Source organism: Thiomicrospira microaerophila, from assembly GCF_023278225.1.
Taxonomy (GTDB): domain Bacteria; phylum Pseudomonadota; class Gammaproteobacteria; order Thiomicrospirales; family Thiomicrospiraceae; genus Thiomicrospira; species Thiomicrospira microaerophila_A.
This window is the reverse complement of record NZ_CP070959.1, coordinates 1,529,105-1,549,600: the sequence shown is the minus strand read 5'-3', so window position 1 is coordinate 1,549,600 and position 20,496 is coordinate 1,529,105. Positions and strand designations below refer to the sequence as shown.

At 45.6% G+C, this 20,496-nt stretch carries 18 protein-coding genes and 1 pseudogene; 14 read left to right on the top strand and 5 right to left on the bottom strand.

Annotation, left to right across the window (positions count from 1 at the left end; all coding sequences use genetic code 11):
- Positions 1–348: 348 nt before the first annotated feature.
- A pseudogene (locus JX580_RS07525) lies at positions 349–1,512 on the bottom strand (IS3 family transposase).
- 150 nt (positions 1,513–1,662) lie between these two features.
- Between JX580_RS07525 and JX580_RS07520 the strand changes: the two are divergent.
- The 11 genes from JX580_RS07520 to JX580_RS07470 all read left to right on the top strand — a co-directional run bounded on the left by JX580_RS07520 (position 1,663) and on the right by JX580_RS07470 (position 9,840).
- Positions 1,663–2,097, top strand: coding sequence for a putative toxin-antitoxin system toxin component, PIN family (locus tag JX580_RS07520; protein ID WP_248849935.1), 435 nt, complete (start codon positions 1,663–1,665; stop codon positions 2,095–2,097).
- Positions 2,094–2,324 (top strand): CopG family transcriptional regulator, encoded by a 231-nt coding sequence (locus JX580_RS07515; protein WP_248849934.1) that lies wholly within the window; start codon positions 2,094–2,096, stop codon positions 2,322–2,324. Before JX580_RS07520 ends, JX580_RS07515 begins: the two co-directional genes overlap by 4 nt.
- Positions 2,325–2,382: 58 nt before the next feature.
- The gene (locus JX580_RS07510; protein WP_248849933.1) at positions 2,383–2,550 is read left to right on the top strand and encodes a hypothetical protein; all 168 of its coding nucleotides are present in this window, start codon (positions 2,383–2,385) and stop codon (positions 2,548–2,550) included.
- Between the two features lie 421 nt (positions 2,551–2,971).
- Positions 2,972–3,640: an NERD domain-containing protein gene (locus JX580_RS07505; RefSeq protein WP_248849932.1), complete on the top strand. Its 669-nt coding sequence runs from the start codon at positions 2,972–2,974 to the stop codon at positions 3,638–3,640.
- 57 nt (positions 3,641–3,697) lie between these two features.
- Positions 3,698–4,030 (top strand): hypothetical protein, encoded by a 333-nt coding sequence (locus tag JX580_RS07500; protein ID WP_248849931.1) that lies wholly within the window; start codon positions 3,698–3,700, stop codon positions 4,028–4,030.
- 23 nt (positions 4,031–4,053) lie between these two features.
- Positions 4,054–4,575 (top strand): hypothetical protein, encoded by a 522-nt coding sequence (locus JX580_RS07495; protein WP_248849930.1) that lies wholly within the window; start codon positions 4,054–4,056, stop codon positions 4,573–4,575.
- A 65-nt stretch (positions 4,576–4,640) separates the two neighbouring features.
- Positions 4,641–4,784, top strand: coding sequence for a DUF3820 family protein (locus tag JX580_RS07490; RefSeq protein ID WP_248849929.1), 144 nt, complete (start codon positions 4,641–4,643; stop codon positions 4,782–4,784).
- A gap of 328 nt (positions 4,785–5,112) precedes the next feature.
- Entirely contained in the window at positions 5,113–6,099 is a 987-nt protein-coding gene (gene ribF / locus JX580_RS07485; protein ID WP_432758388.1) for a bifunctional riboflavin kinase/FAD synthetase, read from the top strand.
- The gene (gene ileS / locus JX580_RS07480; protein WP_248849928.1) at positions 6,086–8,914 is read left to right on the top strand and encodes an isoleucine--tRNA ligase; all 2,829 of its coding nucleotides are present in this window, start codon (positions 6,086–6,088) and stop codon (positions 8,912–8,914) included. Before ribF ends, ileS begins: the two co-directional genes overlap by 14 nt.
- 200 nt (positions 8,915–9,114) lie before the next feature.
- The gene (gene lspA, locus JX580_RS07475) at positions 9,115–9,621 is read left to right on the top strand and encodes a signal peptidase II (protein WP_248849927.1); all 507 of its coding nucleotides are present in this window, start codon (positions 9,115–9,117) and stop codon (positions 9,619–9,621) included.
- Between the two features lie 27 nt (positions 9,622–9,648).
- Positions 9,649–9,840 (top strand): DUF2986 domain-containing protein, encoded by a 192-nt coding sequence (locus tag JX580_RS07470; protein ID WP_248849926.1) that lies wholly within the window; start codon positions 9,649–9,651, stop codon positions 9,838–9,840.
- A 2-nt stretch (positions 9,841–9,842) separates the two neighbouring features.
- Here the strand turns inward: JX580_RS07470 and JX580_RS07465 are convergent, their stop codons facing one another.
- Genes JX580_RS07465 through JX580_RS07450 form a run of 4 tightly spaced genes read right to left on the bottom strand, consistent with a single transcriptional unit; the run spans position 9,843 to position 15,392 of the window.
- Complete coding sequence (locus tag JX580_RS07465; RefSeq protein WP_248849925.1) at positions 9,843–12,908, bottom strand: efflux RND transporter permease subunit; 3,066 nt, start codon at positions 12,906–12,908, stop codon at positions 9,843–9,845.
- On the bottom strand, positions 12,905–13,975 hold the full coding sequence (locus tag JX580_RS07460; protein WP_248849924.1) for an efflux RND transporter periplasmic adaptor subunit: 1,071 nt from the start codon (positions 13,973–13,975) through the stop codon (positions 12,905–12,907). The genes JX580_RS07465 and JX580_RS07460 overlap by 4 nt, the downstream gene beginning before the upstream one ends.
- 32 nt (positions 13,976–14,007) lie before the next feature.
- Positions 14,008–14,169 (bottom strand): hypothetical protein, encoded by a 162-nt coding sequence (locus tag JX580_RS07455; RefSeq protein ID WP_248849923.1) that lies wholly within the window; start codon positions 14,167–14,169, stop codon positions 14,008–14,010.
- Between the two features lie 2 nt (positions 14,170–14,171).
- A complete protein-coding gene (locus tag JX580_RS07450) occupies positions 14,172–15,392 on the bottom strand; it encodes a lytic murein transglycosylase (RefSeq protein WP_248849922.1) in 1,221 nt (406 codons plus the stop codon).
- Between the two features lie 136 nt (positions 15,393–15,528).
- Here JX580_RS07450 and rlmKL point away from each other — a divergent pair, with 136 nt between their 5' ends.
- From rlmKL to JX580_RS07435, 3 genes are all read left to right on the top strand, one after another.
- The gene (rlmKL, locus tag JX580_RS07445) at positions 15,529–17,721 is read left to right on the top strand and encodes a bifunctional 23S rRNA (guanine(2069)-N(7))-methyltransferase RlmK/23S rRNA (guanine(2445)-N(2))-methyltransferase RlmL (protein WP_248849921.1); all 2,193 of its coding nucleotides are present in this window, start codon (positions 15,529–15,531) and stop codon (positions 17,719–17,721) included.
- 67 nt (positions 17,722–17,788) lie between these two features.
- Positions 17,789–18,463 (top strand): transglutaminase-like cysteine peptidase, encoded by a 675-nt coding sequence (locus tag JX580_RS07440; RefSeq protein WP_248849920.1) that lies wholly within the window; start codon positions 17,789–17,791, stop codon positions 18,461–18,463.
- Between the two features lie 36 nt (positions 18,464–18,499).
- Positions 18,500–20,434, top strand: a complete 1,935-nt coding sequence (locus tag JX580_RS07435) for an EAL domain-containing protein (protein WP_248849919.1) — start codon at positions 18,500–18,502, stop codon at positions 20,432–20,434.
- The last annotated feature ends 62 nt before the right edge of the window (positions 20,435–20,496 follow it).

The window sequence follows — 20,496 nt, the reverse complement described above, 5'->3', positions numbered from 1 at the left end:
TCGGCAATTTTGATGGGGTGCAATTGGGTCAATTTTTCTTGGATATCAAATATGGGTGTCCTTTTAATCTATGGGTGTCCTTTTAATCTAGGTGTCCTTTCAATCTCTAATACCACGTTACCATTAGGACATCCAGTGCGCCAAGATAAATCGGTAGAAGATTGGAGGTGAAATCCCTCTGCTCGGCAAGGGCTGTGCCGGGAGACTATTGAGTGAGGGAATACCCTTGCAAAACAGGGTTCTACGGCGACAAATAGATTACAAGCCCTGCTGGTGGTCGCTCCGAGTTTTAATGATATGCGGCAGGGTGGGGAGTTCTGATTACGATTAACAAATTGTCTGTTCTGGTCAAGCTTTTTTGGACACATCTTTTTTACAATTTCCATAGTCAATGGGCGATAAACCACCATTAGAACTATGAAGCCTAATTAAGTTGTAGTAGCGCATATAACTCGCTACATCCTGTTTCATGCTTTCAGCGCTGGCGTGATGCACTTTAAATAGCCAATCATGCTTGAGACTACCAAAAAAACGTTCTACGACCGCATTATCCCAACAGGCACCCACATCACCCATCGACGCACGCATTTTCTGTTTAGCTAACAATCTCGCAAAACGCTTGCTGGTGTATTGTGAACCTCGGTCGCTGTGAAAAATCACGCCTTTAGGGTGTCCACGTAGCCAATAGGCTTGCTGTAACGATTTCATGACCAACTCCACCGTCATGCGCTCACTGAGCGCCCAGCCAATAATACGGCGTGAGTAAAGATCCATCACAATACTCAAGTACAACCAACCTTGAGGGGTCTTTAAGTAGGTGATGTCACCCGCCCAAACTTGATTAATCCTAGTGGGATTAAAGTCCATCTTAATCAGGTTTTCTGCCACACGATGTGTAAGGTTTCGTTTTGTTGTAACCTTGTAGGCCCGTCGCTGCGTCACAACCAAGCCTGGTGTTTTCATTAGTCGACGCGTTTTTTCACGACTGAATTGGAAAACCGTTTTTTTGTAGGGCTTTAGCGAGCTCACGTGAGCCAAGACTTTGCCGACTGTCTTTAAATAACCGCTTGGCCATGCCTTGTAGCTCGAGTTCTTCGGGCGTAATACCTTTCTTAGGCTGTTTTTTCCAAGCATAGTAACCTGAACGGCTTAGCTTGAGCATCTTGCTGACAGACTTAACTGCTAAGCCCTCCTGAACCAGTTTTTCCATGAGTTCAAATCCTACAGGATGTCTTGTGCCAGAAGGGCTGAGGCTTTTTTTAAGATTTCTTTTTCGACCTTTAAACGCTTGTTTTCAGCACGTAGCTTTTTAAGTTCAGCTCGCTCATCTGGATCGAGCACAATCCCTTTGGCTTGCGATTCTAGATTGTCTTTCCACTTGTAAAGCAAATTGGTTCTAACCCCTAAGGATTGAGCAGCTTCAGCTACACTATATCCTTGCTCAGTCACTAAAGCGACGGCTTCTTTTTTAAACTCATCGCTGTAGGTTTTATAAGTTCTCTTTTCAGTCATGATCACTCCTAGCTCGACAATATCTATTGTCTCTAATAAAAGTGTCCATTGCTATTAGACCAGAACAGTCGTATCACTGTCACGACAATTACATTAGACACATTTTTTATGTAGTGATATTATATTTGATATTAAGGGGTGGATTGTCTAATGAAGATCGTATGTGACACCAATGTTTGGCTTTCTGCGTTGACATCTAATCAAGGTGCATCTCATGTCCTAGTGAAATGGTTATTTCAGCAGTCTAGTCAACTTCATAGTGTTTCTACCCCTTTTATTATGGAGTTGGAAGATGTATTGCTCCGCCCAAAAAATAGAGAGCGAATGCCTCAGTTTTCTGAGCAAGACTTACGTCGTTTTATCGATGACATTTGCTGTATTTCAAATCGCCAACCCATTTATTTTTTATGGCGTCCGTTGATTAAAGACCCCAAGGATGACATGGTGCTAGAGCTTGCGGTTAATGCTCAGGCTGAATACCTGATTAGCTTTAATATCCAAGATTTTAAAGCCATCGAAGGTAAGTTCAACTTTACACTCTGCACCCCAAAAGCGTTTTTGCAACAACAAGGAGTTTTAAAATGAACTATGCGTTAAGACTGCCCGATTATTACAAAAAAGAAATCGAAAACCTCAAGGGTGAAGTATCCATCAACCAATTTATCGTTAACGCTGTAGCTGAAAAAATTGCCTCACTTAAAACGGAGGATTATTTAATGCAGCGAGCGAAAAACGGTAGCCGCGAACATGCCTTAAATTTACTAAATCAAGTTGGTGATAGCCCTGCGGAAAAACAAGATCAGCTTTATTAGGGGGCTTCAGGGTTTGTGGATAAACAAGCCTCGTTTAAAGTTTTAAAAGGAATCGCTGATGGATGCTACTGAGATTAAACCATCCGAAAGCACCATAAAACTGGATGCTAAGGATATGCTTGAAGTATTGAAACGTGCTGTAAAGCGCGAACTCAACCGCAAACGCGCACTAGGGCAATATGCCGTGATTTGCGAAAATGGCGAGGTTAAGAAGATTCAGTTTTAGCCTCACGACTAACAATAAAAATGGGTGTTATTTTAGTGGTCTTGTGGTCTTATAAAAGTGGGTGTCCTTTAAGTTTAAAAAATGCATGATTTAACCAGGCCTGGTTATAATGATTGTTTGATGCGTATTAGTAAGCAATGTGGTATTTGTAGGTCTTTATTTTAATCAGCTTGTTTCCTTGCCAGGGTCGGCGTCTGATAGGCATTCCCACTGGGACAGTGGGTTCGAGATAAATATGGGTGTCTTTTTAGTTGACAGTTCAGGTTACTATGATTGCAAAAAACGGCCTAAACAAAGTATAACGGCTGAAAAGTTCGAGCTACAGCTACAAGGAATGGCCAAAGAGAATACGAACGGAATCAAACAAACTGGATAGTTGCTTATAAAATTCACAGCCGATGGATGAAGTAAAGGTGTTTCAATGTCATTTAGTTCAATTTTAAAAGGCTGGTGGGCAGAGTTCATTATTAGTCTAGTATCAAGGGTATATTTGAATAATGCCGAGTATAAAAAACTAGACAATTTAATAATACCTGGCAAAAACGGAACAACAGAAATTGACCTGGTGATTGTGTCTAAATTCGGAATATTTGTTATTGAGGTGAAGAACCGGAAAGGCTTGATCTATGGTGGTGAAAGAGACAAGGAATGGATTCAAGAAATAGACGGTAGAAAATTTCGCTTTCAAAACCCACTTCACCAGAATTACGGTCATATCAAGTCGTTATCGAAACTATTAGAACTTGAAGATGATTTATTTTTTTCTATTGTGTTTTTCGGCATTCACGCAGTATTCAGAGATGATATGCCTGAAAATGTAATGAATGAAAAATTAATGCCATACATCTTAACAAAGTCAGATGAAGTCTTAAACTATGATGAAATTGATGAAATATACCTAAAGTTAAAGCCATACAAATCAAATTCAGAAGATAGAAGACACCATAGAATATCGCTTTCAGAAAAATATGAAAGCGGTCATATCTGCCCTAAATGTGGTGGTGATCTGTTGGTAAGAACATCAAAAGTAGGAAATAGGAAGTTTATAGGCTGTTCAAATTTCCCTAAATGTAAGTACACCAGAAAATAATTTAATAAACTAAAAGGACACCCATAATAGATTGCCCGAGCTCGCCAAGAATTGATTTTGCTGTCGGATACCCCTTGGTATCATTTGGTGAATCGTTGCGTTCGCCGTGCGTTTTCGTGCGGTGTGGATTCGATTTCCGGTCAAAACTATGAACACCGCCGTGAATGGATCGAGCAGACCATGTTGAAGCTGGCTTCGGTGTTTGCGGTGGATATTGCGGCGTTTGCGGTGATGAGCAATCATTATCATTTGGTGGTTAGAGTTGATAAAGAGCGTGCCCAGGCCTGGTCGGATGATGAGGTGCTAGAGCGTTGGATGCAGTTGTTTAGTGGGTCTGTGTATTTAAAGGGCGGTTCTGGGAAGGGCGCTTTAAAAGCCAAGCCTTATTAGATCAACAAGCGATATTATCGGTAATGGCCTATGTCGATTTAAACCCAGTACGCGCAAATATCGCAGATAATCTGGACGATTCGGATTTCACCTCGATTCAACGCCGTATTGAACAAACTCAAGGCATTAAAAAACCACAAACCTCGATGCTCCAAAGTCCTTTGTTTGAGCATTTATCCGACGAATCGCAAAGCTTTTTCAATAAGCTTGATACCTTGCCGAATGCACCCTTGATAAAATTTGAACCCAAACATCACCATACCCACCCAAATCCGGTGATTGCGTTTGATTATGCTGATTACTTGGAGTTTGTTGATTATCTGGGGCGTGCGGTGCATCCAAGCAAGCGCGGGTATATTGCCGAGAATACGCCAAAAATGATGCAGCAACTCAACCTCAATGAAACCCTTATCGACACCTTTTGCCAAGGCAAGTTGCTTAAAAGCTTTGGTTCGGCAATTGGCAATCCCATCGACCTGAATCAACACCGCGAATCCAGCCGCGCCCATAAAGGGCAGGGTTTGGCTAAACGGCTGTTTGCGTAGATGAATCCAGAAGATTTAAAAAACTCGTTACTGTGACTATGCCTTACGGCAAATACAAGGGGCGAATGATTGCGGATTTGCCGGGACATTATTTGAATTGGTTTGCGCGTGAGGGCTTTCCATCGGGTCAGTTAGGGCAGTTATTGGCGCTAATGCAGGAGTTAGATCACAATGGTTTAAAGCACCTGCTTGATCCTTTAAGAACATAGGTTTTTTGAATTGCCAAAGGGGGCGTGAATATGAAACCTAGTCAAATTAATGAAGTCGATCTAATAAAGCCTAAAAACCAGACCTGGTGCTTATGGAATTACGTTTAGTTCGCAGATAGCAGATTTGATCGCTAGGTCTGGAATGGGTTGGTGACGGATAATAATCCTTTTGAGCAGGGGGTTGCTGGGTTTTTGGCGGAAGAAAAGAAAATGATGGATGTCTATTATGCCGAGTCTATGCAGCACACACCTTATCTCTGAGTTAGGCTGAATCGAAAGGTTACAACCCTGTTGGAATCCGTTATAATTGCGCTTTTGCTATTAGTAAATGCACTTTATGCGACTGATTCGTGGGTTACACAATTTGACAAGGTTTCGGCTTGAATTTGCAGCCGGCAGTGTGGTCACCATCGGCAATTTTGATGGGGTGCATTTGGGTCATCAATGCGTGCTCGATAAGGTTATGACACAGGCAAGAAAACAAGGTTTGCCGAGTGTGGTGATGGTATTTGAACCCTTTCCGATTGAGTTTTTTAGCCCGGAAAATGCGCCGGTTAGATTGATGAATTTGCGCGAAAAAGTCCGCGCGCTGGCGGAGTATGGCGTGGATTATTTGCTCTGTGTTAGTTTTAATCAAGCTTTTGCGCAACTGAGTGCTGCTGATTTTGTTTCTAACGTGTTGCAGCAAGGCCTAAATGTTCGCCAATTAGTGATTGGTGATGATTTCCGTTTTGGTCACCAGCGGCAAGGTGATTTTGAGTTTTTGCTCAACTGGGGGCAGGCATCCGGTTGTGAGGTGCAGGCGATGCCTACCATGAAAATTGACGGCCATCGTGTCAGCAGTACGCGTGTGCGTGAAGTGTTAGCCGCGCCGGATTTGGTGGAAGCCCAGCGCTTAATGGGGCAGGCGTTTCGGTTTGAAGGACGCGTGATTCATGGCCAAAAACTAGGGCGAACCATAGGTTTTCCGACCTTGAACCTAAACCCCAAGCGTTTGCAAATGCCGGTGAGTGGAGTATTTGCGGTGACAGTAAAGGGTCTGAGTGATAAACCCTGGCCCGGTGTCGCTAATATTGGGGTTCGACCAACCGTTCAAGGCCAGCGGCCTTCAATTGAAGTACATTTATTTGACTGGCAGAAAATGGTATACGGCGCCCACGTTGAAGTGCGCCTTGAGGCGTTTATTCGCCCAGAAATGAAATTCAGTGGTTTGCCCGCGCTCCAATCGCAAATTGCGCAGGATGCCGAGCAGGCCAGACAGCTTTTAACCGATTCAAATCATTCAATTTTGAGAAGTGAACATGACCGATTATAAATCCACGCTAAATCTTCCTGAAACCGACTTTCCAATGCGTGGCGGCTTGCCACAGCGCGAGCCCAAACAGGTGCAGGCCTGGTTGGATGACGACCTGTATCAAACCGTGCGTCAGGCGATGGCGGGGCGGCCAAAATTTATTTTGCACGATGGCCCGCCCTATGCCAATGGTGATATTCATATCGGTCACGCGGTCAATAAAGTGCTGAAAGACATGATTGTTAAATCTAAAGGCTTGAGCGGCTTTGATGCGCCGTTTGTGCCGGGTTGGGATTGTCATGGCTTGCCGATTGAATTGAATGTTGAGAAAAAACACGGCAAGGTCGGCGTCAAGCTTAATGAACGTGAATTCCGCCAGGCCTGCCGCGATTATGCACAAAGCCAGGTTGAAGGTCAGATGAAGGATTTTCAACGCTTAGGCATTATGGCGGATTGGAACAATCCTTATTTAACCAAGGCCTTTGATTTTGAAGCCAATGAAGTGCGTGCGCTGGCTAAAATCATTGAAAAAGGTCATCTGGTCAAAGGCACCAAGCCGGTTTATTGGTCGATTGGTGGCCGTTCGGCACTCGCGGAAGCGGAAGTGGAATACGATGAAAAACGCTCCAATGCAATTGATGTCCGCTTTAAGGTGATTGACGAAGCCGCGTTTTTTGAGCGCTGTCATCACGTGGAAGACCATACCGGTGAAGGCCCGATTTCGGTGGTGATCTGGACGACCACGCCCTGGACACTGCCTGCTAACCAGGCGGTGGCGATTCACCCTGAACTTGAATATGCGTTGGTACAGGTTGAAACCGAACAGGGCAAAGAGCGCCTGTTTATGGCGGAAGCCTTGATTAAAGATGTGATGGCGAAATGTGATATCGAGCATTATCGTGTGGTGGCCTATGGTCGCGGCGATCAGTTTGATTTAATCCGTTTGCAGCATCCGTTTTATGAGCGCATAGTGCCATTGATTTTGGGTGAGCATGTCACCACCGATGCCGGTACCGGCTGTGTGCATACCGCACCGGGGCATGGTCAAGACGACTTTATTGTTGGCTTAAAATACGATTTAGAGGTGGATTGCCCGGTCGATGGTTCGGGCAATTTCGTCGCCGGCACCCCCTTGTTTGAAGGCTTGAATGTACTTAAAGCCGATGAGGCGGTGTTGGACGTTTTGCGTGAGCGCGGTGCGTTATTGCATCATGAGGCGATTCGCCATAGCTATCCGCATTGCTGGCGCACCAAAACACCGTTGATTTTCCGTGCCACGCCGCAATGGTTTATTAGCATGGATCAACAAGGTCTGCGTGCCAGTGCGATGGAGGCGATTAAAACCGTGCAATGGGTACCGGATTGGGGGCAAAACCGGATTGAAGGCATGATTGACGGCCGCCCGGATTGGTGTATTTCGCGCCAGCGTTTATGGGGTGTGCCGATTTGTATTTTTGTGCATAAAGTCAGCGGCGAAATGCACCCGCGCACCACTGAACTGATGGAATTGGTGGCACAACGGATCGAACAGCAGTCGATTGATGCCTGGTATGACTTGGATGCCCGCGAGTTGCTGGGTGATGAAGCCGATGACTATGAAAAAGTACAGGATATTTTGGATGTCTGGTTTGATTCTGGCGTGACCCATTTTGCGGTTTGTCAGCAGCGTGATGAACTGCATGCGCCGGCAGATTTGTATTTAGAAGGGTCGGATCAGCATCGTGGTTGGTTCCAATCGTCACTCTTGACCGGCATGGCAATGAATAATGCCGCGCCTTATAAGCAAGTGCTAACCCACGGCTTTACCGTGGATAAAGACGGCAAAAAAATGTCCAAGTCGAAAGGCAATGTGGTCGCGCCGCAAAAAATCGCCGACACCTTGGGGGCGGATATTTTGCGTCTGTGGATTTCGGCCGCGGATTACCGCTATGAAATGACGGTGTCGGACGAAATTATCAGCCGCACCGCTGATGCCTATCGCCGTATTCGCAATACTGCACGTTTCTTGTTGGCGAACTTGAATGGCTTTAATCCGGCTAGGGATTTGGTCGCCTATGAGGATTTATTGCCACTCGATAAATGGGCGGTCGGCCATGCGCATCAATTGCAGCAGCAGATTGTGGAGTCGTATGAGCAATATCATTTCCATCAGATTTATCAGGCGGTGTCGCATTTCTGCTCGGTAGAAATGGGCGCGTTTTATTTAGACGTGATTAAAGACCGTCAGTACACCTGCAAAACCGACGGCGTGGCGCGTCGTTCGGCACAAACTGCCTTGTATCACATTATCGAAGCCATGACGCGCTGGATTGCACCGATCTTGAGTTTTACCGCCGAAGAAATTTGGCAGTATATTCCGGGCGAACGTGAAAAAACCGTATTTGTGGCGACCTGGTACCAAGGTTTAACGGCGTTAGATGAAAGCGCTGAGATGAACTCGGCTTATTGGGCGCAGATGATTGCGGTGCGTTCAGCGGTCGCTAAGCGCCTGGAAGAGTTGCGTAATGCCGGAGAAATTAAAGCCAGCCTCACCGCGCAGGTTAAGCTCTATGCCGATGGCGAGCTGTATAACGCATTGGCCAAGTTACAAGACGAGTTACGTTTTGTCTTGATTACCTCCTATGCGCAAGTCTTGCCGCTGGCAGACAAATCCGCCACCGCCGTTGAATCTGAATTAGACGGCTTGTGGCTGGATGCACAAGCGGTGCAGGCCGAAAAATGCCCACGTTGCTGGCATCATCGTGAAGATATCGGTGTCGATGCTGATCATCCAGAGCTTTGTCAGCGCTGTGTTGATAACGTCGTTGGCGATGGCGAATTGCGCCATTTTGCTTGATATTGGCTTAAACCGCTGATTTCTGCGCGACTAGGTTATGCCCTTGCTCCTTCGGCTTTTTTCTTCGAAAAAAGAGGCGTCGCTAGAGCACAACCTAGCCGCTTACAAGTTAGAGCAAGCCGAAAGCGTAAGATGAAAATCTTTGTTATAACTTTATAGTCCAAGACAAAACTGCAAGACTTATCACGCAAGGTAATGAGATGCCAAATCTAAAATCTATCGTTTCGCAAACCGGGTTGCGTTATCTGTGGTTAGCAGGCCTGGTCTTGCTGCTGGATCAAGTCACCAAGTATCTGGCGGTCAGCTATTTGACCTTTGGTGAGCCCTTGGCGGTGATGCCGCATTTTAACCTGACGCTGGTGTATAACTATGGCGCGGCCTTTAGTTTTTTAGCGGATATGGGCGGCTGGCAGCGTTGGTTTTTTGCAGTCTTAGCCATTGGAGTTAGCATCGGCTTGCTGTTTTGGTTAACTAAACTCAAAGCTAAACCGACCTTTGAAGTATTAGGCTTGCAGTTAATTTTGGCCGGCGCGATCGGCAATTTGATTGATCGCGTGTTGTTTGGCAAGGTCACCGATTTTCTTGATTTCTATTATGGCAGTTGGCACTATGCGACGTTTAATATTGCCGATATGGCGATCACGATGGGGGCAGCCATGTTGATCATTTACGAGTTTTTTTTAAGGCCTAAATCTTCTAAAAACTAATGTTAAGAATAGCGCTGTGGCCGCTTAATGAATAAAATGGTTGAAGGGCTTATGAACCGAAAGAAAAAGATTTATCAAAAAATTAAGAAGAAACTGCTTCAACAAAAAGCAAAGAAACAGCCGGTTAAAAAACCGGCTTATATTTCCAAAGCTGATCGTGCTCGATTAGCTTTGGAGGGGAAATCTGAACAAGCGCAGGCAACTGAAGAATCGAAATAGATTTAGGCTGTCTTTTTAACCTTAAACCAGACGCTATAAAGTGCTGGCAAAAACAGTAGGGTTAACAGGGTGCCCATAGTAATCCCACCAATCAATACATAAGCCAGCGGCCCCCAGAAGGTTGAGGTTGTCAGCGGTATAAATGCCAGCACGGCCGCTAACGCGGTTAATACGACCGGACGTGCACGGCGTACGGTCGCATCGACCACCGCATCATAGTCGTTTAAGCCATTGCGTTTGTTGTCGTCAATCTGTCCGACCAGAATCAGGGTATTTCGCATTAGAATGCCCGCTAAACCAATCAAGCCGAGTGTGGCCACAAAGCCGAAAGGTTGTGAGAACAGCAGTAGCGCCATCACCGCACCAATTAAACCGAGTGGTGCGGTCAGAATCACCATAAACATACCACTGAACGAGCGCATCATCAGCATGACCAAGGTGAACATTAAGATCACCATTACCGGCATGAGCACGCGTATTGAATTCTGTGCTTTACCGGATTCTTCTACTGAACCGCCAATCTCTACGCGATAACCGAGTGGCAAGGTTTGGTTGAGTTGATCGAGTTGTGGCCAGAGCTGCATCGTGACATCGGGCGGCTGAGCGCCAGCTTGAATTTCACTATTGACTGAAATATAGGGAATACGATTGCGGCGTTTTAAAACAGGCTCTTCGTATTCAATCGTTAGGTTAACCAAGGCATCAAGCGGCAGGCTTTGACCCCAACGATTTGTTAGCGGCAAATCAGCCAGTTGTTCGAGTTGCAAGCGTGTAGCTTCTGGCGCACGGGCAAGCAGTTGAACGCTACGTGTTTGATGGCGCAGTTCGCTAATCATTTGGCCTTGCAACATAAATTGCAATTGTTGTTGGATATCGAGCGGTGTAAAACCGTGTTTTTCAAGGGTTTGAGGGTCAAAATCAAGGCGAATAACCGGCGTGCGTTGTCCCCATTCTAAGTGAGGTTGCAGCGTTTGCGGATGTTGCTCCATGATTTCTTGCACTTGATTGGCTATTTGACGCAATACCAGTGGATCTTCGCCCATTACACGAAAGGTCACCGGCCAAGGCACCGGCGGTCCGTATAGCAAGGGATGCACCCTTACGCGTGCTTCAGAAAATTCGCCTTGATCAATCAAGCTTTTTAAACGCGTCTGCAGTGCATCGCGTTGATTGCGATCGCCGGTAATAGCAATAATCTTGGCAAACGCCGGATTGGGCAATTCAGGGTTAAGTGCCATAAAAAAGCGCGGTGCGCCAGCGCCGATATAACTTGAAAGCGTGCGGACTTCAGGCTGTTGCGCAATCAAGTTTTCCATGCGCTGAGTCAATTGGTCGGTAACGGCAATCGATGTGCCTTCTGGTAAATAAATATCAATCATTAATTCAGGGCGGTCTGAACTGGGGAAGAATTGTTTTTCAACCAGCTTAGCCATACCGATGATCGACAGCACAAACAAAACAAAGGTGGCAAACAATACCGTTTTACGCTGGTGAACGCAGGCTTGAATAATGCGACGTAAAACGCGATAGCCACGCGTTTGATAAGGGTCGGCGTGGGCGGTTTCATAACCAGGCCTGGTTGGATCTTTAAGAAATTTTACGCCCAAGTAAGGCGTAAACACCACGGCGACAAACCAAGAGGCAATTAATGAAATGGCTAATACCCAGAAAATATTACCCGCATATTCGCCGACATTCGAGGCAGCAAAGCCAATCGGCACAAAACCCACCGCGGTAATCAGTGTGCCAATCAGCATTGGCATGGCGGTGACCGACCAGGCATAGGAAGCGGCCTTAACCTTGTCCAAACCTTCTTCGATTTTTACCAGCATCATTTCAATCGCAATAATGGCATCATCGACTAACAATCCTAAGGCTAAAATCAGTGCACCGAGTGTAATGCGATCGAGGTTTTTACCGGTCATCATCATTATAAAAAACGTAATCGCGAGGGTTAGGGGTACGGCTAACGCCACCACCAGGCCTGCTCGCAGACCCAAGGCTAGAAAACTGACCAACATCACCACGCCCAGCGCTACCAAGAATTTGAGTTGGAATTCGTCAATCGCTTGACTAATTGCGTCGGCTTGGTTGGTGATTTTTTCGAGTTCAAAGCCAAGTGGCAAGTGTTGGCTGAGTTGGTGTTCTAATGCCGCGAGGTCTTTGCCCAGCGTTAAACCGTTATAGCCGGTTTGCATAATCACCCCAATCATCAGGGCTTCTTGACCTTGGTCGCGCACGAGATACTGGGGTGGGTCTTGATAACCACGACTCACTTGAGCGATGTCTTTCAGCTGAAAATGCTGTTGATTGATGGATAGCGGCAGGTTTTCGATTCGAGTTAAATCATTCAGCTGGCTATCCATTCGCAGATAAACGCGGGCGGATTGGGTGTCGATTTGGCCGGAGGGCGTCAGGCGGTTATAGGCTTCAATTTGTGAAAACACCTGTTGGGGTGTAATGGCCATTTGGCTCAGACGATCGGTGTTCAGCTCGATAAACACCTGATGCGGACGCTCGCCGATTAAGTTGACTTTTTGAACACCGGGTACGCGCAGTAGGCGGTCTCGGATGGCTTCGGCCGGCTCAATTAACTGAAACGCTTGCAGTTCGGGTGCGGTCAGTGCGTAGAGGCTGTAATAGACATCCGAAAAGTCATCGTTTACAAACGGGCCTTTAACCCCTTGCGGTAGATAGCTGGCTTCATCTAACATGCGTTTTCGGACTTGGTAAAACACATTGGCGACTTCATGCGCGGGCGTTTGATCTAAAAACTGAATTTGCATATTCACTTGACCAGGCCTGGCGGTGGTTTCAACTCGGTCAAAATAGGGGACTTCTTGCAGACGTTTTTCCAGACGATCTGCCACTTGTTGTTGCATTTGTTCAGCCGATGCGCCTTCCCAAATAGCGGATACCGTCATGACTTTAATCGTGAAAATGGGGTCTTCAGCGCGTCCTAAGCTGACAAAGGCATAAAGCCCGGCAAGTGCCACTAACAAGATAAAGTAAAGCGTTAACGCGCGTTCGCGCACCGCCCAAGCTGACAGATTAAAACGTGACATCATAGGGTGGGTTCCTGTAATTGACGTAGTTGTACCTGTTGGCCGTTTTTGAGCAGATGTACACCTGCACTGACGACTTGCGATCCGGCTGCTAAATCGGATTTAACATAGGCGTAGTCTTGGCTGAGTTTAACCACTTCAACCGGGTTAAAGCGAATCTGACCGTCTTGATAAAGCCAGACACCGCTGCCTTGACCAAGATCAAACACCGCTGATTTTGGAAGTCTGAGTTGTGTCGAGTTGGATTCAAATACCAGTTTGGCGATTTGACCCAGTTTGACAGAGCTATTATCCGGCAGCGCGTAACGGACTGTCCAGCTTTGGCTGGCGGAATCCGCAGCGGGTGTGATCTCGCGTAAAGTTACCCTGTAGTTTGCGCCGGTTTCCAGTCGAGCAATGGCCTGTTTGGGCAAGATGTCGATTCGAGAACTTGGCACGCTGATTAGCAGATCTTGTGCGGCGCTTAGCACTTCAACAACGGGTTGCCCCGCTTGCACCACATGACCGGGTTCAGCATGAATCGCTTGAATGACGCCGTTAGACGAGGCCGTTAACGTCGCGTAACTAACTTGCCTGTTAACCAGATCAAGTTCGCGCTGTAATGCAACTAAACGTTGTTGTAAGCTTGTCACTTGGTTTTGTGCGCGATCAAAATCCTGTTGGGATAATAAATTACGGTTTAGTAGGTCTTGAGCACGTTTTGCTTCGGTTTGTGCCAGTTTCAACTCGGATTCTGTCGCGGCTAAATTGGCGTGTGCTGCTCGTTGTTTTAGGGCTAAATCGGTGGCATCGAGTTTAAATAGGGTTTGACCGGTTTGCACCTGATCGCCAATATTGATTAAACGTTCACTAACCAGGCCTGCTAGTTGAAAGCTGAGTTGGCTGTGGGTTTGGCTTTCAATTCTGCCGATTAACGTCTGGCTGCTTTCATTAACTTCCATAACCTGCGACACAAGTACAAAGGGCGGGGCATCGGTAGGGTTTTGTTGTGGGTCGGATTTGCAACCGGTTAAAAAACCAGCGATAAGGCTGGTGCTAATAAAAAAGGCAAGAGTTTTTATGGGAGGCATAGTTCGCTCTAAATTTAAAAAGTTGATGAAGATTAGCGCGGTTTGATTTGATTAAACTGTTTGAGTTTGCGCCAAAGTCTGTGGTCGAGTTTGAGACTACGCGCTTGGTTTTTCCAAAGCGCATAGCCTAACCCAAGCGGGGAATGTAAAAAACGAAAAAACAAAGGTTTGTTATCTGTATTGCTTGCTTTCATGGTTAGTGTGCTGTTTGTTGTAACCGATTTAATATATTCATCGTCGGCGCACCATCTGCCGGAATATTGTTGGCGATTTGAAACGCACGGATGCCATTGCGTGTTCGTGCGCCCGGAATGCCGTCTGCACCACCCACGTCATAACCGAGTTGATTTAAGCGTTGTTGCATCTCGATAATTTGCGCACGACTGAGCGCGGCATCGTCCGCCGGTTTTTTCGCGCTTAGCGGTGGTGCATCGATAATTCTATCGGCCAAATGTCCGACGGCTACAGCGTAATTGTTCGACATATTCCAACGTTTTATCACATTGAAATTGTGATAAACCAAAAAAGCCGGCCCGCGATAATCACTTGGGATTAGCAGGGCCGCATTGAAATCCGCAGTCGGGAGGTTGCTGCCGTCAGTTTGCCGAATTCCTAGTTGTTGCCATTCGGCTAAACTACGCTGGGTACGACCGTCGGCTAGTGCAAAGTCGAAGTTTTTGGGGAGTGTTACTTCGCGTCCCCAGGTTTGTTCGGCTTGCCAGCCTAGATTTTTAAGAAAGTTGCCTGAAGAGTGGAACACGTCTTCAAGGCTGTTCCACATATCTTTGCGCCCAGTGCCGTCGGCATCAATGGTGTAGCGTAGATAGTTTTCCGGCATAAATTGGGTTTGCCCCATTGCACCAGCCCAAGAGCCTTTCATCTGCTCGAACGGAATGTGTCCTTGATCAAGAATGCGCAGCGCGTAGATCAGTTGTTTGGTGAAAAACGCACTGCGACGAGGATCATAGGACAGGGTCGCCAAGGATTCAATGACCGGAAAGCTACCGGTAAAATTGCCGTAATTGGTTTCAAGTCCCCAAAAAGCAACAAGAAAACGCCCAGGAATGCCGTATTGTTTGGTTACCTCGTCCAGCAGTTCGCGATGGGCAGCGTACATTTCTTTACCACGCTGAATACGCCAGTCGCTTACGGCGGATTCGAGGTATTGCCAAAAGGTGCGGGTAAATTCCGGTTGATGACGATCAAGCTCTAATACCCGTTGATTGAGTTTTACACCGCTAAAAGCCTTATCCAAGGTGGCTTGTGAAATCCCTTCGGCACGGGCTTTGGGTTTAAAGTCTTCAACCCAAGCTTGGAAGGCTTGATGATCGGCTTCGGTGAGTATAACAGTGGGCGCTTTCTGAGAGGCTTGTGCGGAAAAGCCAACGAGCAACACAAGGCTGAATAGCGCTGACATAAAAGCTGTTTGGTAAGAATGAGGGGCAAATCGCATACAAATCTCGCTTATTCTAAAAGTGTAGTCACATTTTACCGAAACCTAGATTAAGAAAAGCGTAAAATTAATATCAATTTATTTATTATCGAGAAAACCTATGAAATTTTTTGCGACTGCACCCAATGGCCTATCAGAATTATTAAAAGAGGAATTGCAAGCTTTAGGTGCGCAGTCTGTTAAAGCGCAACCACGTGGCGTGAGTTTTGAGGGCGGATTAATTGATGGTTATCGTGCTTGTTTATGGTCGCGTTTGGCCAATCATGTGTATTTAGTCCTACTGGAAACCGAGCTGGATACCCAAGAAGATCTGTATGCCAGTGTTCGCGCGTTGGATTGGTCGCGTCATATGACTGAAGATCATAGTTTTGCGATTTCGTTTACCGGCAAAGGCATGGGGATTGAGCATACGCATTTTGGTGCGTTAAAAATCAAAGATGCGATTGTCGATTTTTTCCGTGATACCACTGGCCATCGCCCAGCGGTAGATCGCGAGTATCCCGATATTCAACTGCACGGCCATTTAAACCGTAATCAATTCACCTTGAGTTTAGATTTGTCCGGTCATAGCTTACATCAGCGTGGTTATCGTGAAGGTCAGCAAGTCAAAGCACCTTTAAAAGAAAACGTGGCGGCAGCGATTTTAATCCGTTCCGGCTGGCCGGAGATCGCGGCGCAGGAGGGGGCGCTGGTTGATCCGATGTGTGGCTCGGGCACGTTTTTGATAGAAGCGGCGATGATTGCATCGGATACGGCACCAGGCCTGGCGAAAGCCCATAACATGGGGTTTTTATCTTGGTTAGGTCATCAGCGTGAGATTTGGGATGGCTTGGTTAAGGATGCCGAACAGCGTGAAGCGGCAGGCCTGGTGAATATTCCACCGATTTTTGGTTCAGATGCACATGCGGGCGCGGTAAAAATTGCCCGCCAAGCAGTGCAGCAAGCTGGCTATGCGGATGTGATTGAAGTGCAGATGTTGCCCGTGAATCAAGCGCATCCCCAACCGGAGTTGCAACCAGGCCTGGTGGTGACTAACCCTCCTTACGGCGAACGTTTGGGTGAAGAAGATGAAGTCAAAGCCCTATATGTGCAAATCGGTGAAACCTTAAAACGTCAGTTTGTTGGCTGGCAAGCGGCCGTATTGACCTGTAACAAGGAATTAGGCCTCTATTTAGGTTTAAAAGCCAAACGTGATCATGCATTTTTTAATGGTGCAATGGAATGTAAGCTATTCCGTTTTGAGGTAGAAGAAGAATTTTTCCGCCAACCTGCGTTAAAAGCGGGGGCAGATTTAGCTTCAGAAGTCGAAATGTCGATGGCCGACTTAGCAAACACCGAAGGTGCGCAGATGTTTGCCAATCGGTTACGCAAGAACTTAAAAACCCTGCGTAAATGGGCCGACCGTAATAAGGTGTTTGCCTATAGGGTCTATGATGCCGATATGCCAGAATATGCCTTGGCGATTGATTATTACCATACGCTTGAAGCCGGTGAATGGTTGGTGGTGAATGAGTATGCCGCACCGAAAACGGTAAATGCGGCGAAAGCCAAGCGTCGTTTGTATGAGGCGATGGCGGTCTTGCCAGAGGTGTTTGGCATAACCGCTGAAAAAGTGGTGTATAAGGTTCGCCAAAAACAAAAAGGTACAAGCCAATACGAGAAGCTCGAAGAGCGCAAAGATTATTTTACGATTATCGAAAACGACACCAAGGTGCGGGTTAACTTTACCGATTACTTAGATACCGGTTTATTTTTAGATCACCGCGATGTCCGTGCGTTGGTAGCGAAGCTCGCGAAGGGCAAGGATTTACTGAACCTGTTTTGTTATACCGCCACCGCGACCGCACAAGCGGCGGTGGCGGGCGCTAAAAACTCGCTCAGTGTCGATATGTCGAAAACCTATCTTTATTGGGCCAAGCATAATTTTATGACCAATAATATTGATTTGCGTCATCATCAACTGCTACAAGAAGATGTGGTGGCTTGGTTAAAGAATCCACCTAAAATGGAACCGTTTGATGTGATTTTTCTTGATCCGCCTTCATTTTCAACTTCCAAGCGGATGGAAGGGGTGCTGGATATTCAACGCGATCATGTTGAGCTGATTGAACAGGCCGGCGCATTACTAGCCGAAGGCGGTGTGTTGGTGTTTTCCAATAATATGCAGAAATTTAAACTCGATACCGATGCGTTAAGTGGCTGGCAAATCGAAGATATTACCCGAAAAACCCTGCCCGAAGATTTCAAACGCAGCCCAAAAATCCACCAGGCCTGGTTGTTATCGAAAAGTTAGTCTAGGTCTTGCCAAAAACTAGTGTTCTAAGCTAGGCTAGTTACAGGCTTTTTTAATGGAAGGTTGAATGCTTAAAGTTTTGGGGTTTAGACCCATATTGTTGGCTATTCTTATACTGGTTACTCCGATTGCGACCAGTATGATTGTGGTTGATTTTCAACGGTTCCATACTCTTATGGCTTCTAAATATGGCTCACAAAAAGTACAGGTGTCACGCCAATGGGAGCAGTTGATACGCCAAGCGGCTCACCTGTCGGATCAGGAAAAAATTGCACAGGTAAATCGTTTTGTTCATAGAAATGTTCGCTATATGACAGATATGCAACTCTATGGTCAAGAGGATTATTGGGCAACGCCTTTGGAAACCTTTGGTCAAGGATTGGGGGATTGTGAAGATTACGCGATCGCAAAATACGTTACGCTGAGAGCGATGGGAATGCCTGATGATAAATTACGTTTAATCTATGTAAGGGCTAAGATTGCTCAGGGTTTGGGGCATCGGATAGAGGCGCATATGGTGTTAGGCTATTATGCTACGCCGAATGCAGAACCTTTAATTCTTGATAGCTTAATTCCAGAGATTTTACCTGCGTCACAACGGCCTGATTTAACCCCTGTGTTCAGTTTTAATGCCCAGGGGCTTTGGGCTGGAAATCAGCGAGCAAATCAAAGCCCAACTGCGCGTCTTTCACGTTGGCGGTCTGTGTTGGATCGCATGGCTCGTGAAGGGATTGCTCATTGATTTTAAATTAATTATGCGTTAAAGGAATAAATTGTCATGTCGTTAATTAAACAACTCTGGATTGCGGTCGCGTTTTTAATGTTTTTAGCGTTTGCTACTAGTTTTACAATTAGTACCTTGACCACGGTAAAGTCTTATGAGGAGCAGTTAAATATTAAAAATATTGATAACGTTAATTCTTTGGCTTTGATCTTGTCTCAAGTTGAAAAAGATAAGGTAATCTTAGAGTTAATGTTGGCGGCTCAGTTTGACACCGGTCATTATCACTATATAACACTTTATGATACTCAAGGTGAGGTTTACCTTGACAAGCGTTTTGAGGCATCACAGGCCTCTCCGGTACCGGATTGGTTTAGGGGTCTGTTCAATTTACGTGTCTCACCTGGGATCGCTTCTATTCAGGATGGTTGGCATCAGTTCGGCACACTTCATTTAGAGAGCGACGAACGTTTTGCTTATATGGCCTTATGGAAAACAACGCAACGTTACTTATTTTGGTTTTTTCTTGTCACCTTGTCTTTAGGTTTGATTGCCACTTATATTCTTAAATTTATTATTAAGCCATTAAATAATGTGGTGACTCAAGCTGAAGCACTGGGAGGGCGACGTTTTATTACCACTAAAGAGCCGAAAACCTTAGAGTTTAATCGCGTAGTGCGAGCGATGAATAACTTGACTGAAAACGTTCGACGGATGCTTGAGACAGAAAGTCAGCGCTTGGAAGATATGCGCTATAAAAATCAGCATGATCCACTAACCGGGGCGGCTAATAGAGATTATTTTAATAGTCAGTTAGAGGCTGATTTGTTATCTGAGGATGACCAACTAATCTATGGTTTTATAATGTTCCGCTTACCTGAATTACAATTGATTAATCAAGAGCTTGGGCATAAAAAAACCGATGAATTAATTATTAATCTCGTTAATACGATTATTAATCGTTTAGATGCAAGTAAAAACTATTGTAATGGTTTTTACTTGGGTCGACTAAATGGCAGTGATTTTGCAGTAGTCATAAAAGAAGTCTCTGATTTTACTCAATTTTTGGAATTTTTAGTGAGTGACTTAAAAAGCAATTTAGCTCCATATCAAGATAGCGTTAAACTAAAGCTACCGATTGCAGCTAATTACTTTAAAGCAGGTGAAAAACGCGGTGATGTATTTACCCGTTTAGATGATTTGTTAGCACAGGCTGAAGTTGAGCAGCAGATTTCCTTGTGCTTTGATAATAACTGTGACCTCAACTCTTCTTTAACTGGTGATTTGGCTGGTGGTGAGCAGTGGAAAAAAACATTGGATTCTATTCTTGAGTCAAAACAGCTGGCCTTTAGTCAATTTCCAGTAGTTGATTTGAATAATAGCCTTATCCATTTTGAAGCCATGATGAGAATAAAGTTAGATGGTAAATTAGTCAGTGCGGGTTTATTTATTCCCTGGGTGAGGCGATTAAAGTTAATGGCTAAGTTTGAGTTGGCGCTGATAGAGCATTTAATTTCTCGTCTCCATAATCAACAAGATGAAAGACTCGCGATGAATATTTCACTGGAAACACTGCGTGATGCTCAAATAAGTTTAACACTCATTAAGTTGATGGAATCAAACAAGGCAGTGATGCCGCGATTGTCGCTTGAATTTAACGAGCGTGAAGTGATTAATCATATTGAATTGGTTAAGATTTTTTGTCAGGGGGTGCAGCATACGGGCTGTAAGTTGGGTATTGATAACGCGGGTGAAGGTTTTGCAAAAATAACCGGATTGCACGAACTAGGATTAGATTATTTAAAGCTGTCGGCTTCGTTTACCCAAGATATAGACAATAAGACCGAGAATTTAGAGTTTGTAAGAGGTATTACCACACTTGCACATTCTATAGGTTTGAGCATTATTGCTACAGGAGTTAGGGAAGGCTACCAGCTCAATAGCTTTAAGCAGGTTGGGGTTGATGGCATGACTGGTCCTGCTATCCGTTGACTTAATTGAATCAAGGTCGAATACCAAATTGCCAATCGGATTCGCTAAGCCAGATTTTTCTG

Coding starts and splice junctions, on each gene's coding strand:
- JX580_RS07520 (WP_248849935.1), top strand. CDS start 1,663: ATGAAGATCGTATGTGACACCAATGTTTGGCTTTCTGCGTTGACATCT.
- JX580_RS07515 (WP_248849934.1), top strand. CDS start 2,094: ATGAACTATGCGTTAAGACTGCCCGATTATTACAAAAAAGAAATCGAA.
- JX580_RS07510 (WP_248849933.1), top strand. CDS start 2,383: ATGGATGCTACTGAGATTAAACCATCCGAAAGCACCATAAAACTGGAT.
- JX580_RS07505 (WP_248849932.1), top strand. CDS start 2,972: ATGTCATTTAGTTCAATTTTAAAAGGCTGGTGGGCAGAGTTCATTATT.
- JX580_RS07495 (WP_248849930.1), top strand. CDS start 4,054: ATGGCCTATGTCGATTTAAACCCAGTACGCGCAAATATCGCAGATAAT.
- JX580_RS07490 (WP_248849929.1), top strand. CDS start 4,641: ATGATTGCGGATTTGCCGGGACATTATTTGAATTGGTTTGCGCGTGAG.
- ribF (WP_432758388.1), top strand. CDS start 5,113: ATGCACTTTATGCGACTGATTCGTGGGTTACACAATTTGACAAGGTTT.
- ileS (WP_248849928.1), top strand. CDS start 6,086: ATGACCGATTATAAATCCACGCTAAATCTTCCTGAAACCGACTTTCCA.
- lspA (WP_248849927.1), top strand. CDS start 9,115: ATGCCAAATCTAAAATCTATCGTTTCGCAAACCGGGTTGCGTTATCTG.
- JX580_RS07470 (WP_248849926.1), top strand. CDS start 9,649: ATGAATAAAATGGTTGAAGGGCTTATGAACCGAAAGAAAAAGATTTAT.
- JX580_RS07465 (WP_248849925.1), bottom strand. CDS start 12,908: ATGATGTCACGTTTTAATCTGTCAGCTTGGGCGGTGCGCGAACGCGCG.
- JX580_RS07460 (WP_248849924.1), bottom strand. CDS start 13,975: ATGCCTCCCATAAAAACTCTTGCCTTTTTTATTAGCACCAGCCTTATC.
- JX580_RS07455 (WP_248849923.1), bottom strand. CDS start 14,169: ATGAAAGCAAGCAATACAGATAACAAACCTTTGTTTTTTCGTTTTTTA.
- JX580_RS07450 (WP_248849922.1), bottom strand. CDS start 15,392: ATGTCAGCGCTATTCAGCCTTGTGTTGCTCGTTGGCTTTTCCGCACAA.
- rlmKL (WP_248849921.1), top strand. CDS start 15,529: ATGAAATTTTTTGCGACTGCACCCAATGGCCTATCAGAATTATTAAAA.
- JX580_RS07440 (WP_248849920.1), top strand. CDS start 17,789: ATGCTTAAAGTTTTGGGGTTTAGACCCATATTGTTGGCTATTCTTATA.
- JX580_RS07435 (WP_248849919.1), top strand. CDS start 18,500: ATGTCGTTAATTAAACAACTCTGGATTGCGGTCGCGTTTTTAATGTTT.